We start from the raw sequence: 13808 nt of genomic DNA, 5'->3' as shown, positions 1-13808 counted from the left end.
TCAAAGCGTCATGCCGACGAAGTAGCAGCCGAGCAGGGCGGCGGCCATCAGCACGACCCACCCGTCGGTAAGCCGGCACAGCAGCACCGGAGCGTTTCGCACCTCCATGAACTCACGAAAGATGATGCGCACCTTGACAAGTGCGATCACGATGACGCTCGACGTGACCACCGCACTGGACTTCAGCGCGCCGCCCCGGCCTCCCGCGGAGTGGTCTATCCACAGGTAGCCGAGGGTGAGGGCCGCCAGGATCGTCCACACCGCCAGCAGTCGTTTGTTGAATTTGATTCCGATCACCTCACCACGTAGAGCAGCGCAAAAATCAACACCCACAGGAAATCAACGGTGTGCCAATAGGTAGCGCAGGTCTCGACGAGCCGCTGAGATTCGGTTGACTCATGGGTCTTTCGTGCCTTTTCACGAAGCTGGTAGACGATGACGCCGAGGGCGACGAAGCCGATCAGCAAGTGCACGAAGTGGATACCGGTGAGAAAAAAGTAGTAGGTGAAGAAGTCGTTGCTTTCCAATCCATTGCCCATGCGCACCAAGCGGGCCCACTCGAAGACCTTGAAGAAGAGGAAAACCGCGGCGAATGCGGCCGTGATGAACACCTCTCGCAACGCCGCGCGGTGGGCGCCGGCCCGCGCCGACTGGACACAACGCGCCACCGACCAGGAGCTCAGCAGCAAGACAAGGGTGTTGACAACCCCGACGCGTAGGTCGAGGTGGGCTTGCGCGTGCAGGAAGAGCTCGGGGCTACGGGCGCGGTAGAACAGGTAGAAGCCGAAATATCCGGTGAACACCAGTGTTTCGAACAACACGAAGGCCCACATGTCGGGTTGACCCGGCACGAATCGGGCACCTTGGGTCGCTTCCCTGAGTTCAGACATCAGGCCGCGGCCCTGACACCGGCGTGCCCGGCTTTCCGTGTCCCCGGCAGCTCGGGCAGCGGCCCGGTGCCGAAGTCCTCGCGGCGGATCATTTGAAAGAGCATGACAATGAAGGTGACCTGGTAGACGCCGAACACGACCATGTCCAACCACCAGGCTATCTGACCATTCCAGGCCAACACACCCCGCTGGAAGATCCAGCACGGTGACACGACAACCTCGGTCAGCGCGTTGCATAGGTTGAGATAGCCGAACCACTTGGGGAACACCCGATTCTTGTCGAGCAGAATTGCGACCATCCAGATCAGCGAGCCGATCAGGAACACCCCCATGGTCCCGTCGAAGGACAAGAAGGCGAAGTCGTAGAGCCATCCGATCGCTTCGGGGTCACGCTCCGGTCGAAGGGTCCCGACGATCAACGCGATGCAGAGCAGGAGCATCCCGGGAACCGCACTGAGCGAATAGATGATCAGATACGAATAGCCGAACGCGCGGCTGACGGACATACGTCGCATCGAGTACGCCATGAGGGCATTGTTGATCGCGATCATGCCGCTGATGGCGAAGATGACGCCGAAGCCAAAAGGTATGCCGAGGTGGCGTTCAGAGAACCAGTGGACCTGCGTCGCGAGGTCCCATGTGGGCTGCGGTGGCGGCTGGACTTGCGCCACGATGAAGAACATCGGGAAGAAGACGTTGTAGAACACGATCATCGTCCACCACGCCAACCAGAGTTCGCGCTTGGGATTGTGCCGCAGATGCCATGCGATTCGTTGATGCGGTAGGCCGTGGGGCGGCGGCGCCGGAGACTTCGGCGGCGCGGTCACGCTGCTCACGCGTTGACCAGTTCATCTGGATGCCCTGGGTTTTCGGCGCGTTCCCGATAGATGGCTTGCCCCAACACCACGCCCATCACCACGATCCAGACCGCAATGGCAACGTTTTTCACCCAGAAGGACAGGAAGCCGTCCCACGCCAGCGGGCCGGTCAGTGAGATACCGACGAAGGCCGCGGGCACCAGCGCGACCGCCACCAGCAGGTTGAAGTGGGCCACCCAGCGGTTGAAGACCGGACGCGGTTGATCGTCGAAGTAGATTGCGAGGGCGAGGATTACGCTTTGCCCGATCAAGAACGGGACCAGGATGGTGAAGGTCATCCAGCCGAAATCATTGAGTAGCTGGGTCAGCTCCGGGCTGCGTCCCGGGCGGAAGGCGGCCAGCAACCAGCAGACGTTCGCGACGAGGAAAAGAGTCGGGCCGCCGGCCACGCAACCCAGCATCGCGTAGGAGAAGATCGGTGTGCGATGGGCCATTCGGCGGATCTGCAGGACGATCAGAGCCAGGATCGGCACCAGGCACACGCCGAACCAGTTGAACAGGATCATGCTGTACCGGATCTCCGGGAGGTGCGCCGGATCGCGATAAAACGCGGCAACCTGTTCCGCCGGCATCGTGGGTGACATCGGCGGATTGAAGCCCGGAAACAGGAAAAACGAGGCGATCCATAGGAGCAGCGCCACTGGCAACGTCCAGAGCAGGATCAGCTCGCCGTCGGTCCGGCGCAGCGCGGCCCGCGTCAACCCCCCGCCTTGTGCATCGCCACCGTCGACGTCGGACATCAGCGCTCCCTCCCGCACGAGATCCGTCACCTTTAGGGCTAGTCAGCGAAGCTAGCCGATCGGCTAGCTTCGGGTCAATAGCGTCGTCTAGTCTCGGTGCGTGGGAACAGCAAGGCGGCCGGTCACCGGTGGACAATTCTGGCTGATCGAGCACAGCGCGGCCCGGACGCGAGTACTCGATGCCGCGTTGGATCTGTTCGCCACACACGGTGTCAGCGCTACGTCGCTGCAGATGATCGCGGACGCCGTCGGTATAACGAAAGCCGCGGTCTACCACCAATTCCGGACCAAAGAGCAGATCGTCATCGCCGTGACCGAGCGCGAGCTCGGCCGGCTCGAGCCGGCACTCGAGGAGGCCGAAGCATACGGCGACGGGACTCAAGCGCGAGATGCCTTGTTGGTACGTGTGATTGAGATGGCCGTTCGCGACCGCCGGTTGGTGCGCACGCTGCAATTCGATCCCGTGGTCGTTCGATTGCTGGCCGAGCACAAGCCGTTTCAGCTCTTCATGGACCGCCTGTACCGGGTGCTGCTGAGCGATGCGGGTCTGGACGGGCGGATCGAGGCGGCCATGTTCTCCGGCGCGCTCGCCACCGCTGTCATGCATCCGCTGGTTGCCGACATCGACGACGGCACATTGCTCGCCAGGGTTACCGACTTGAGCCGGCGCCTGCTAGGTCTGCCCCGGGAAGCCCCCGACTGACCAGCGCACTACGTGTCGGCGCGGATCCAAGTCATAACACCGTCGTGGGCAAAACAGATCAGGAACAGGCCATCGGGCGCCTGCGCGACGTAGTTCTGGTAATTCTGGCAGTCGGAGCCTTCGTCCTTGACTCCCGCCATCGGAGGTGACCGGAACCAACGCGGCTGGTATTTCCTCGGCGAGCCGCAGAACATCAGACGTCCGGGCTCCGAGGCGAACGAAACGTAACCGTCGGCGACACCGAAGGCGTAGTAGGTGGTGTTGTCACACGGCGCCCCTAGAACCTGATGCGGCATGATGCCCGGGGTGCAGGCGGGGTAGTCACAAACAGTCGGCCCGGCCGAGGACGGCGGCGCCGCCAGCACACCGGCGCCGACCAACGCGGCAGCCATCGCCACGAGGAATCGCACCCGATCACTTTGCCACACCTGAAAAGAAAATTCTCCTGGTTGGAGAAGATCACCCGGACCGAACAGCGTCGGCGCCGGGCCGCCCCGGCGGGGCGCCGTCCCGCTCCCCGGCAAACGCGCATTTCCGCATGTGGGAGGCACCATGGCGGCGGCCGATGACGCAGTTGAGGCCGGGCCGAAGTGATAAGCTGCTTCTCCGTGCACGATCCGGAGGGGCCCGACGCCGACCAGTGTGATGAACCGGCGGACGCGACCGATCCCGAAGGAACACAGTCGCGCTCAGGGGTCGCCTACGGAGCGATAGGTTCCGTCTCGGACGCCGACCCAGAAGACGAAGTTGCCAAGGCTGAAGCGCGCGCCGAGGCGGCTCGGGCACGCCTGTCCAGGCTGCGTGGGGCAGCCGAACCCGGGGACGCGGACGACCACGCCGCTTCCCAAGATGCCGAGCAGCGGCCCGCAAAGTCGACCCGGCCCCGACTACGGTTGCCGCGGCGTCCCAGGCGGCCGCGGTGGCTGCGACGCCCTAGGCGGAAGACCGTAGCCGTCGGCGTCGGCATCGCGCTCGCGTCCGCTTCCCTCGCGGCGAGCGGTTACATGGTGTCCCAGCACCGCGCCATCGTGCACAAACAACGGCTCGCGGCGGAGTTCACTGCCGCAGCCCGGCAAGGGGTCACGGCGCTGATGTCCATTGACCCCGATCATGCCAAGAGGGATGTCCAGCGCATGGTCGATGCCTCGACCGGCGACCTCAACAGCCAACTGTCGGCGATGTCACTCCTCATGGTCAAGAAGGCAGAGGATACGAGGGTCGGCAGCAAGGTCACCGTGGAAGCCGTCGCCGTCGAGTCGTTGGGCGACAATTCGGGAGTCGTGCTCGTGGCGGCGAAAACCGATGCCACTGGGCCGGATAACGCCAAACCGCCACCGGCCTTATTTCGGCTCAGCGTCAAGATGGACCGCGCGGGCGGCCAGCTCAAGATGTCGAAAGTTGATTTCCTGTCATGACTGTCGAGCCTGGCTCGCCGCTGGAAAGCACCGATACAGCGATTGACGGCGTGGAAACTCCGCCCGCCGACGAGAGCACGGGACCGCCCGCTTCCCCGGGACCGGCTCGCACCAACGGACCGGTCACGATCAAGCGCTGGATCCGCCGGTGTGTGGCGAGGTGGCGTTCGATGGTTGCGACCGTGTTGGTCGTTAGCGCGATGGGCGTCGCCGCGGGTGCGTACTTCCATCTCTACCGGCCGGATCAACAGGTCGGCGACGCGGCGGCGCACCGGGCTATCCAGGCGGCATCAGAGGGTTCCGTGGCGGTGCTGTCGTACGCTCCCGACAACCTGAACCGCGATTTCAGCAAGGCGAAGTCATATCTCACCGGTAATTTTCTCGCCTACTACACCAAGTTCACCGAACAGATCGCCGCGCTGGCACAGCAGAAGCGCGTCACGGCGACAGCCAAGGTGGTTCGGGCCGCTGTTATGGAGTTGCACCCGAATTCAGCTGTGGTGCTGGTGTTCATCAACCAGACCGCCACAAGCAAGGAAAAGCCAGAACCGCAGACAACCGGGAACGGCGCCCGGGTGACGTTGACGAAAGTCAAGGGTTCCTGGCTGATCTCGGAGTTGGATCCGCTGTCGTGACCGCTTTCCATTTTGGTTCGATCGCCATTTTGTCGGAGCCGAAGCGGTGTTAATCTCATTGCACGAAAAGCCGCAAGCAATGTTGATACCGCATTAATAACGGCGGTTAGTTGAAGCGGATCGAGGAGCACCTGATGCGATCAGTTCGAACACTCACCACCGCAACGCTGGTCGCTGCCACCGTAGTCGGTGGTGTGGGCACGGCATCCATTGCGCGGGCGACAACCAAGGAAGAAGTGGCCGTGAACGGGACGTTCCGCGCCACGTCCATCGGCGATTGGGCCCAGAGGAATGACCAGTACTTCGGCGAGCCGACGGTCGTTCAGACATGGACGATCAGCTCGACGTGCGTCACCTTTCAGGAATGCCACGGCACGGTGACCAGCGACCAGGGATGGAGCGCGCCTGTCTATATGAATGACGGGGAGATGTGGAAGGTCAAACGCGAAGTGCCCAACTGGGAGCGGTGCGAGGACGGTACCGCATTCCCCGGACAGCAGACCTTCTATTTCTATCCGGTCAACGAGTACGGCGGATATCAACTCGGGTCGTCGACCTACTCCGGAAAGGACAAGACGATCGGCCCGTCCGGTGCCTGCGGCCAAAACCAGTGGCTTGATATCGCGATGCCGCTGCGCCTGGACAAGCTGAGCTGACCGGACGTTCGTAGCTTTACTTCCCCGGCAAGCCTCAGGTGGGAAGCATGTCCTGCCACGTCTTGGGCGCTTTCGGGGCAACGAGATCCGACTGCTGGTACAACTTCCCGTCCGGACCGACATAACGGCCCGTATGCGGGTCGTACCGGGCGATGGTGACGGACGGCACCGGCTTGCCCGCTCCACCACCGAATGAGCTTGGCGCAGCCTGCGGCCCTCCGCCGCCGGCCGCGTCGGCGGGCGGTGCAGCGTCGGGAGGAGTGGGTGCGGCGGGTGGCGGGGGAAGTTCGCCGGTCGCAGGGACGTCGAGCGGCGCTATGGGCGGAAGGTCAGCCGACATTCTCGACATGGGCGCCAGCGGAGGTGGTCCCGACGACGGCACGGGCGGTACCGCCGCCCCAACCGTCCCCGGTGGTGGATTCTCTCCCCGCGGCCCCGCCGGTGTACCGCGCGGCACCGCCCCCGGCGGCAACGGCGTTCCCTCCACGGGGCCGAAAATCCTGTCGTTGGAGGTGATCCGGTCGTCGGGTGGGACGCCCTGGGAGAGCAGATTCGGATCCAGCGGATAGGGACCGAGGACGTGCTGACGCATCGCCAGCGGCATGTACGGTTTGTCGCTGTTGCAGATTTCGACGGTGGGTGCGCGCTTGCCCGGGTGGCCCATGCAGGGGTAGTTGCGGGCACCGCGAACCCCGATCGGTGAATCCTGCGGGAGTTTGCAATACAACCCGTCCGGTGTGTCGATGTCGGTGAGGTCGTCCGGGGATCGCCACGTGTTGGGTGGCATGAACCCGACCGTGCAAATTGGCGGATCGTCGATCGTGAGTGCGAAGTCGCCCTGGGCCGTTCCCTCGGGATGGTTCGGCGCCGCGGCGGCCTGCTCGATAGCAACCGCAGACGGCAGCAACACCAGCAGCTGCTCCAGGGAGGGGTGGTAGGTGACGCCGATCTGCCCGATGGTGGTCAGGTTGGCAAGCAGCACCGGCAGCGTCGGTTTGACTTGTTCGAGCAGCCGGGACGCTTCGTTGGCAGCCTCAGGGCCGTTTTGCAGGATGGTCCGGAAGTGAGAATCGTTGTTCACCAGCACATCCGAGATGCCGGCGAGGCTACGTGCCCACGTCCTGATCGAATCGGTGGTCTGCGCCTGGGTGTCCAGTAGCGGCCCGGTGTCTTCGGTCAGGGCTCGGGTGCGATCGACTACGCCATTGGCATCGCGGGACAATGTCTGTGATGAATCGATCAGGGATCCCAGGTCGTAACCGGTGCCGTTGAAGCCCTGGAAGGACTCGTCGAGCAGTTGGCCGAGTTTCGTCTTCGGGATGCTTTGGACCAAGGCGTTGAGCTGGTCGAGCATCGGCCCGACCGGCTGCGGAATCCTGCTGTCGCGCACGGAGATTACCGAACCGTCGTGCAGGTAGGGCGGCGAATCGGTTTTGGGCCGCAAGTCCACGTACTGTTCACCCACCGCGGAGACACTGAGCACCTCCGCTGTCAGGTCCGCGGGAACCTTCGGTGAAGTGCTAAGCGACAGTGTCGCTTTCGCGCCGGTCGGCGTCAGGCCCACCGAGGTGACCTTACCGAGCTGAACCCCACGGTAGGTCACGTTGGAAAACCGGTACAGGCCGCCGGTGGCCGGCAGCTCCAGCGTCACCGTCATCCGTCCGATGCCCAGCAGGGTCGGCGCTTGGACGTAGAAGAGGACCATCGCGATCACGCCAATGGTCCCGGCGATCGCGAAGACCGCCAGCTGGATCCGAACGAAGCGAGTCAGCATCTATCCACCCGCTCCCGTCGCAGGCGCCTCTGCGGGGGGTGCCGTTTGAGCAAGACCAGCGTCAGGCGTCGGTGCCGCACCAGGCGGAGGCCCGGGCAACGGGGCCGCAGCCGGCGGAGGCCCGGGCAGCGGGGCCGCGCCCGGCGGAGGTCCGGGCAGCGGCGGAAGGCTCGCCGGGTCGACCCACGGTGGCCTCACGGGGTCATGCATCGGATCGTGGGTGTATTGCAGGTAATACGGGTCCCCGGGCGCCGGTACCAACGGCTGGTCCAGCTGCCCCCAGTGGGTTCCCAGCATCAGTCCTCGCTTGAGCCGCGGAATCGACAGGTCCAAATCGACGTGCAGGTTGAAGTAGTCGCCCCGGACCGCTCGGTCGACGAAGTTCTGGGTGAACGGGAACACGAATGCGGCCGCGATCGCCATGCCCAGCTCCGGCCCGACGTCGGAGAGCGCCTTTATCGTCGGCTCCAGGTTTTCCAGATTCTTGACCAGGTCGGCCTGCGAGTCGTTGATCAACCGGGTGGCGGTGTTGCTGAAGACGCGAAGTTTGTCCAGGGCGGCAGTGAGCCGTGGGCGCTCCTTGATCAGCACATCGAGAGCGGGCGGAATCTTCTGCAGCGCCTGGGTGAGAACGTCGCGCTGGTCGGCGAATGTGCCGGCAAGCCGGTTCAGCGCCTGGATGGAGTCGACGAGGTTGTCCCGCTGATCGTCCAGCGTTCCGACGAACGTGTCGAGGCGAGTGATCAGGTCACGTACTGCGCCCTCTCGCCCGGACAGGGCGGCGGAGAAATTGTGGATGATCTCCCCGATCTGTCCCAGCCCCCCGCCATTGACGACCGCTCCCAGCGACGAAAGCGTCTGCTCTGTCGACGGATAGGCCGATGACCGACTGAGCGGGATGGTGGCGCCCGGCTGCAACCGTCCGCTTCCCGGCTGGCCGAGCGGCGTGTTGAGCTCCACATGCATCGACCCCAGCAGGCTGGTCTGGCCGACCGTGGCTACCACGTTGGCCGGCACGACGACATCGCGCTTCACCGAGATCTCGACGTCGGCGTGCCAGCCGTGCACCTTCATCGCGCCGACACTGCCGACTACGACATCGTCGATCATCACCGGCGAATTCGACTCCATCGTACCGACATTCGGGAGTTCGACGTGGTAAATGGTGGCTCCCGGCCCGCGTCCGACCGCGCCGGGCAGCGGTAGCGAATTCAGGCCGTGGAATGCGCATCCCGTCGACGTCACCGCCACGCAACAGCCGATGGCCAACACCCGCCGCGCCGCTACCCGGGCGATCATTGTTGCGGCCCTTCGCCCGGCAGCAGCATGTTTGACAGACTCGGTTCCGCCGGGGGCGGTGGTGGCATCGGGGTGGACGGCGGGGGCGGCAGCGGCATCGCTGCGCCCGGAATCCGTGCCGGCGGCACCGCCCCCGGCGGTCCAACCGGATCGCCGGGCAAGCCGGTGTAGGCCGACACCGCGGGCGGGATCTCGGGTGGTCCGGGTTTCGGGCCCTCGCCGCCGGGCGCCAGCCGCGGTTCGGTGTAGAGGATCTTGGAGGGATCTATCGACTTCTGCAGGAAGATATTGATGGGGATCGGCAGATTGTTGAAGTTCAGCAGTCGCAGGCCGGGTCCGAGGAACAGGGCACACAGCTTCCCCGATTCAACCGCGGTGACGTTCTCGATCGCGCCGATTTGGTCGCAACCCGGGAAGGACAGCAGTAGCTGACCGCCCCACGTCGGGTTCGCGAAGTTCATGATCCCGAACCCGCCCACGATGGTTCCGGTATCGGCGTTGTAGTCGTTGAAGAAGTTGCCGAGCGCGTTCGGCGCTGCGTGCAGGATGTTTTCCAGATCCATGTGGTGATCGACTAGGTTCTGCGTCACGTCGGCCAGCCGGGCAATCTGCTCACTGGTCTGGTTGCGTGTCCCGGCGATGAAACGCTGCACCTCGCCGACCGCCGTCGACAGATCGGTCAGCGCCGCGTCCAGCTCGGACTTGCTGTCGTCGACCACGCTGGTGAGGGTGGCCAGGCGGTCGTTGAACTGCACGATCTGCACGTTGCTGTCGCGCAGCGCACCGACGAAGGTCTGCAGGTTCTTGATGATGTCGACGATGTTGCCGCTACCGTTGGCGAGGATGCGGCCCACCCCGGACAGCTGACCGAGGGTTTGCCGCAGCTTGTCGCCGTTGCCGTCGAGCGCATTCGCGGCGCTGTCGATGAACCGGCCCACCGACGTGCCCGATACCCCACTTTTGGGCCCCAAATCCGTTGCCAGCCGCATCAACTGGGCTTTGACCTCGTCCCACTCGACCGGCACCGCGGTCCGTTCGACCGGTATGACTGCCCCGTCGCGCATGACCGGCCCAGTGTCTCGATACGCGGGCGAGAGTTGGACGTAGCGGGCGGACACCAGGTTCGAGGCGACGATCACCGCCTTTGCGTCGGCCGGAATGGGTACATCGCGGTCGACCTTGAGGGTCATCTTGGCCTGTGTGCCTTGCGGCTGAATGGATTTGATGTTGCCGACTTTGACACCCGACACCCGCACCTCGTCATTGGGATAGATCGCGGTGGCCGTGGTGAAGTAGGCGGTGATCGTCTTCGGGCCGAAGAACGTGTTACGGACGAGCACGGCTGCGCCGGCAGCGATGAGGCAGACCAGGACGACCGCCCCCAGGGTGGCCACCCTTTTGCGGGGAATCCGAGCAATCATTGCGACCCTCCGATCCTGCCGCCCAAGGTGCACCCGGGGCACACCGGGATGCCGTTGTACGGCCAGGGCGTCAGCGCCCGCGGTATCGGCGACGGGTGGCCAGGACCCTTCGAGGTGTCGAAGGTGCGGAATCCCCACAGGTAGTCGAAGATCGGTTGGAAGAGTTGCGGGACAAGGAAGTTCGGGACGAACGCCTGATAAGCGTACATACTGGAGATGCCCTCACCGACCGTGACCTGGAATTTCTTGAGGCCCTGCAGCGCTTTTCCGATGTTGTCGCGGTTCTTCTCCAGCATCGCGTTCACCGAATTCAGCTTCTCCAGCGTCGGTGCCAACTTGCTTTCATTTTCGTGCACCAATGCCGTCAGCTGTTTGGCCACCGCCGACGTGTTCGCCAGGAGGTCCACGATCTCTTGTCGCCGCGCCACCAGCACTTGGAGCAGCGAGTCGGAGTTGAGGATGAGCTTGTTGACCTGCTGACTGCGTTCGGAGAGGATCCCGGTGACGTCGCCGGCGCTCTTGAACAGCTCGCCCAGGTTCTTGTTGCGGCTGTTGAGGCTGCGCGACAACCGGGTGAGTGCGTCGAAGGCCGGCCCCATCTGCGGGGCGATCTGGTCGAGCGTCGCCGACAGAGTGTCCAACGACTGGTTCAGCGCCGTGGTGTTGGTTCCGGCGGTGTCGGTCGTCAAATCGCTGACCGCTTCCGTCAGTGAGTACGGCGACGACGTGCGCGAGACGGGAATGAGAGCCATCGGATGCATCGTGCCGCTGCCCGCGGACTCCACCGTCAGCATCCGCTCACCCAACAGCGTGCCGGTGCGGATGTGCGCGGACGTCTCCGACCCGAGCAGGACGTTGCCCTTCATCGCGAACGTGACCAGCGCATCGCCGTGGCGCAGCTTCACATCCGACACCGTGCCGACCTTCACGCCCGACACGATCACGGGGTTGCCCGTCGCAAGGCCGCCGGCTTCCGTAAACAGCGCCTGGTACCTGACCATCGTCGCCCACGAAATGAAACGGTCGGGCGACAGGCCGACGAGGATGACCATCACCGCCAGTACGACGCCGATGAGTCCGGCCTTGACGAGCCCAGCTCCGCGATACTTGAGCATCAGGGTTCCGTGCACCTTCCAGCGTCTGACCTAAATATGGGAGCCTTCACCGTCTTGCCCTGAAGATCCGTGCCACGAAGCTCCAACTGGCACAGGTAATACGGGATGGTGGCGCCGGCCACGCCGAGTCGAACCAGCTTGCGGTAGTTCCTTGGCGCCTTCCCGATGGCGGCGTCGAGGCGGTCCTTGTCGTTGTCGAGAATCGGCGCCAGCCGACTCAGCTGATCGATGGTGCCGGACAGCGAAGGCCGGGCACTGCTCAGCAGATCCGCCAGCGAGGCGGTTCCCCTGTCGAGGGCGTCGATGGCGGAGCTGATGGTGTTGCGGTCGTCTGACAGCCCGCTGACAAGCCGCTCGAGGCGATCGATAGCGCCGGAGAACTTGGTGCCGTCCTTGGAGATCGTGCCGATCACGATGTTGAGGTTGTCGATCAGTTGCCGCACGGTTTGATCGTTGTCCGCCAAGGCGTTTGAAAACGACGTCGTCTTGACGAACAGGGAATCGAGAGTCCCGCCCTGCCCCTGGAAGACCTGCAACAATCCTGATGTCAGCGCGTTGACGTCACGCGCATTCAGGCCCTGGGTAACGGGTTTCAGTCCGCCGAGGAGCAGATCGAGGTCGAGCGCCGGCGCTGTGCGGTTGACGGGAATCTGACCGCCGGCCGGCAGGTGCTTTGTCGAGCCCGGACCGTCGACGAGTTCGAGGTAGCGATCGCCCACCAAGTTCAGGTAGCGCACCGCCGCCCTGGTGCCCTCGGTGAGGACGACGTTGCGGTCGGCGTCGAACTGCACGACCACTTTCTTGTCCGGCTGCAGCGAAACGCTATTGACGGTGCCGACCCGAATACCGGCGACCCGTACCGACTGCCCCGCCTTGAGCCGCGACACGTCGGAGAACACCGCCGAATACCCGTTCGTGGCACCCGTCCGATATTGGCCGAAGATGAAGAACAGGAAGGCGGTCAGCATCGCCATCACGACCGCGAAGATGGCGAACTTGATCAGCGTGGCGCGCGTTCTCATCCGGGCATTCCAACCATGGCGGAGTTGCGTGGCGGGCCGGCGATCGGCCCGTACAACAGCTGTTTGAGGAGGTCGGAGTTGATCAGCAGCTGTGGGTTTCCGTATCCCGCCGGGTTGGCGCCGATATCTGCAATCAGCTGCTTCGGATTCGTGTTGAACGGCAGGTTCGGCAGACCCATGCACTGGGGGCCGCCCGTCGCCGCAACCTTCGGCAGGTTCGTCGGATAGCGATAACGTTCGCCGCCCCACGTGAGGCTCGCCGAGATGTTGATGCTCGGTTCCGACAGCGGCGGACCGTGTGCGACGTTGATCATGCCGCCGAAGCCGCAGGTGAATACCTCGTGGTACTCGTTTGTGAGGTCGGTGGTCGGCACCAGCAGGTGCAACACGTTCGTCAGCGGTTCGCGGTTCGTCGACAAAACGTCGTTGCCGATGTCGGCCAAGCCGATCGCGCTGATCAGCAATGCATCGAGGTTGCGCTGCTCGTCGACGATCGTCTTGCTGATCCGGGTCGCGTTCGCCGCGGTCTTGACAAGGTTCGGTGCCGCGTCGGCGTAGGCGTTGGACACCACCGGCAAGACCGAGAGGTCATGCCTGAATGCCGGAAGGCTCGGCTCCAGCCTGGCCAAGAACGAATCCAGGTCGCTCAGCGCCTGACCAAGCTGTGGACCCCGCCCACTGAACGCTTGGGCGAGCGCACCCAGCGACTCGTTGAGCTTCGGCGGGTCGATGTGCGACAGGACAGACACCAACTGCTGGAACACCGTGTTGATTTCGACCATGACGTGCTGGCCCTGCAGCGTCTGGCCGGCGTGTAGCCGCTGAGCCGAGGGTTGCGCCGGTTCTACCAGCAGGACGGATTTCGCGCCGAATACCGTCGATGACGCGATGTCGACCAGCACGTTGCCGGGGATGAAGCGCAATTGCGACGGGTCCATCGCCAAGTGGATGGCCGCTTGGCCGTCGGGCAGCGGTTCGACCGACGCGACCTTGCCCACCTGCACGCCGCGCAGCTTGACCTTGGCATCCGGGTTCATGACCAGACCGGCGCGTTGCGAGATCACGGTCACCGGCACGGATTCGGTGAAGGAGCCCTGAAACAGACCCACTGCCACGGCGAAAATCAAGCCAATGATGACGACAGTCGCCAACCCGAGCAAGGGCGCCAGATAGCTTCGCCCGGCGGGCCGGGCATGGCCGGCGCGCGGAGGTCGCCCGGCGGCCGCGCGACCCGCTGGCACACTCTGCGTCACTACCGTT

At 64.1% G+C, this 13808-nt stretch carries 15 protein-coding genes; 4 read left to right on the top strand and 11 right to left on the bottom strand.

The features are described from left to right. From A5758_RS01660 to A5758_RS01645, 4 genes are read right to left on the bottom strand one after another with little or no spacing between them, the layout of a single operon-like run. Complete coding sequence (locus tag A5758_RS01660) at positions 1–294, bottom strand: cytochrome C oxidase subunit IV family protein (RefSeq protein WP_067736102.1); 294 nt, start codon at positions 292–294, stop codon at positions 1–3. Further along, entirely contained in the window at positions 294–890 is a 597-nt protein-coding gene (locus A5758_RS01655) for a cytochrome c oxidase subunit 3 family protein (RefSeq protein WP_067735556.1), read from the bottom strand. Before A5758_RS01655 ends, A5758_RS01660 begins: the two co-directional genes overlap by 1 nt. Then, complete coding sequence (locus tag A5758_RS01650; RefSeq protein ID WP_067735553.1) at positions 890–1726, bottom strand: hypothetical protein; 837 nt, start codon at positions 1724–1726, stop codon at positions 890–892. Before A5758_RS01650 ends, A5758_RS01655 begins: the two co-directional genes overlap by 1 nt. Continuing rightward, positions 1723–2508: a hypothetical protein gene (locus tag A5758_RS01645; RefSeq protein ID WP_067736099.1), complete on the bottom strand. Its 786-nt coding sequence runs from the start codon at positions 2506–2508 to the stop codon at positions 1723–1725. The genes A5758_RS01650 and A5758_RS01645 overlap by 4 nt, the downstream gene beginning before the upstream one ends. Positions 2509–2608: 100 nt before the next feature. Between A5758_RS01645 and A5758_RS01640 the strand changes: the two genes are divergently transcribed. Beyond that, entirely contained in the window at positions 2609–3211 is a 603-nt protein-coding gene (locus A5758_RS01640; protein WP_067735550.1) for a TetR/AcrR family transcriptional regulator, read from the top strand. 8 nt (positions 3212–3219) lie between these two features. Here the strand turns inward: A5758_RS01640 and A5758_RS01635 are convergent, their stop codons facing one another. Then, positions 3220–3603, bottom strand: a complete 384-nt coding sequence (locus A5758_RS01635; protein ID WP_197503701.1) for a hypothetical protein — start codon at positions 3601–3603, stop codon at positions 3220–3222. 216 nt (positions 3604–3819) lie between these two features. Here A5758_RS01635 and A5758_RS01630 point away from each other — a divergent pair, with 216 nt between their 5' ends. The 3 genes from A5758_RS01630 to A5758_RS01620 all read left to right on the top strand — a co-directional run bounded on the left by A5758_RS01630 (position 3820) and on the right by A5758_RS01620 (position 5917). Beyond that, entirely contained in the window at positions 3820–4626 is an 807-nt protein-coding gene (locus A5758_RS01630; protein ID WP_067736093.1) for a hypothetical protein, read from the top strand. Next, positions 4623–5261, top strand: coding sequence for a hypothetical protein (locus tag A5758_RS01625; RefSeq protein ID WP_067735547.1), 639 nt, complete (start codon positions 4623–4625; stop codon positions 5259–5261). The genes A5758_RS01630 and A5758_RS01625 overlap by 4 nt, the downstream gene beginning before the upstream one ends. 134 nt (positions 5262–5395) lie before the next feature. After that, entirely contained in the window at positions 5396–5917 is a 522-nt protein-coding gene (locus A5758_RS01620) for a hypothetical protein (RefSeq protein WP_067736090.1), read from the top strand. Positions 5918–5951: 34 nt separating this feature from the next. On the opposite strand, the gene A5758_RS01615 is transcribed toward A5758_RS01620, so the two are convergent. Genes A5758_RS01615 through A5758_RS01590 form a run of 6 tightly spaced genes read right to left on the bottom strand, consistent with a single transcriptional unit; the run spans position 5952 to position 13801 of the window. Beyond that, entirely contained in the window at positions 5952–7691 is a 1740-nt protein-coding gene (locus A5758_RS01615) for an MCE family protein (RefSeq protein ID WP_067735544.1), read from the bottom strand. Continuing rightward, positions 7692–8990, bottom strand: coding sequence for an MCE family protein (locus A5758_RS01610; protein ID WP_067735541.1), 1299 nt, complete (start codon positions 8988–8990; stop codon positions 7692–7694). Further along, the gene (locus tag A5758_RS01605) at positions 8987–10411 is read right to left on the bottom strand and encodes an MCE family protein (protein ID WP_067735538.1); all 1425 of its coding nucleotides are present in this window, start codon (positions 10409–10411) and stop codon (positions 8987–8989) included. Before A5758_RS01605 ends, A5758_RS01610 begins: the two co-directional genes overlap by 4 nt. Then, positions 10408–11526: an MCE family protein gene (locus A5758_RS01600; protein WP_067736087.1), complete on the bottom strand. Its 1119-nt coding sequence runs from the start codon at positions 11524–11526 to the stop codon at positions 10408–10410. The genes A5758_RS01605 and A5758_RS01600 overlap by 4 nt, the downstream gene beginning before the upstream one ends. Next, a complete protein-coding gene (locus tag A5758_RS01595) occupies positions 11526–12548 on the bottom strand; it encodes an MCE family protein (RefSeq protein ID WP_067735535.1) in 1023 nt (340 codons plus the stop codon). Before A5758_RS01595 ends, A5758_RS01600 begins: the two co-directional genes overlap by 1 nt. Then, entirely contained in the window at positions 12545–13801 is a 1257-nt protein-coding gene (locus A5758_RS01590; RefSeq protein WP_067735533.1) for an MCE family protein, read from the bottom strand. The genes A5758_RS01595 and A5758_RS01590 overlap by 4 nt, the downstream gene beginning before the upstream one ends. Between the last annotated feature and the right edge of the window lie 7 nt (positions 13802–13808).

The sequence above is a fragment of the Mycobacterium sp. 852014-50255_SCH5639931 genome, from assembly GCF_001665605.1.
Lineage (GTDB): Bacteria > Actinomycetota > Actinomycetes > Mycobacteriales > Mycobacteriaceae > Mycobacterium > Mycobacterium paraffinicum.
The sequence above is the reverse complement of the archived record's forward strand: the minus strand, read 5'-3'. Positions and strand labels throughout refer to the sequence as shown.

Excerpts from the sequence above, each read along its gene's own strand:
- A5758_RS01655 (WP_067735556.1), bottom strand. The coding sequence starts at position 890 with ATGTCTGAACTCAGGGAAGCGACCCAAGGTGCCCGATTCGTGCCGGGT.
- A5758_RS01645 (WP_067736099.1), bottom strand. The coding sequence starts at position 2,508 with ATGTCCGACGTCGACGGTGGCGATGCACAAGGCGGGGGGTTGACGCGG.
- A5758_RS01635 (WP_197503701.1), bottom strand. The coding sequence starts at position 3,603 with ATGGCTGCCGCGTTGGTCGGCGCCGGTGTGCTGGCGGCGCCGCCGTCC.
- A5758_RS01625 (WP_067735547.1), top strand. The coding sequence starts at position 4,623 with ATGACTGTCGAGCCTGGCTCGCCGCTGGAAAGCACCGATACAGCGATT.
- A5758_RS01620 (WP_067736090.1), top strand. The coding sequence starts at position 5,396 with ATGCGATCAGTTCGAACACTCACCACCGCAACGCTGGTCGCTGCCACC.
- A5758_RS01615 (WP_067735544.1), bottom strand. The coding sequence starts at position 7,691 with ATGCTGACTCGCTTCGTTCGGATCCAGCTGGCGGTCTTCGCGATCGCC.
- A5758_RS01610 (WP_067735541.1), bottom strand. The coding sequence starts at position 8,990 with ATGATCGCCCGGGTAGCGGCGCGGCGGGTGTTGGCCATCGGCTGTTGC.
- A5758_RS01605 (WP_067735538.1), bottom strand. The coding sequence starts at position 10,411 with ATGATTGCTCGGATTCCCCGCAAAAGGGTGGCCACCCTGGGGGCGGTC.
- A5758_RS01600 (WP_067736087.1), bottom strand. The coding sequence starts at position 11,526 with ATGCTCAAGTATCGCGGAGCTGGGCTCGTCAAGGCCGGACTCATCGGC.
- A5758_RS01595 (WP_067735535.1), bottom strand. The coding sequence starts at position 12,548 with ATGAGAACGCGCGCCACGCTGATCAAGTTCGCCATCTTCGCGGTCGTG.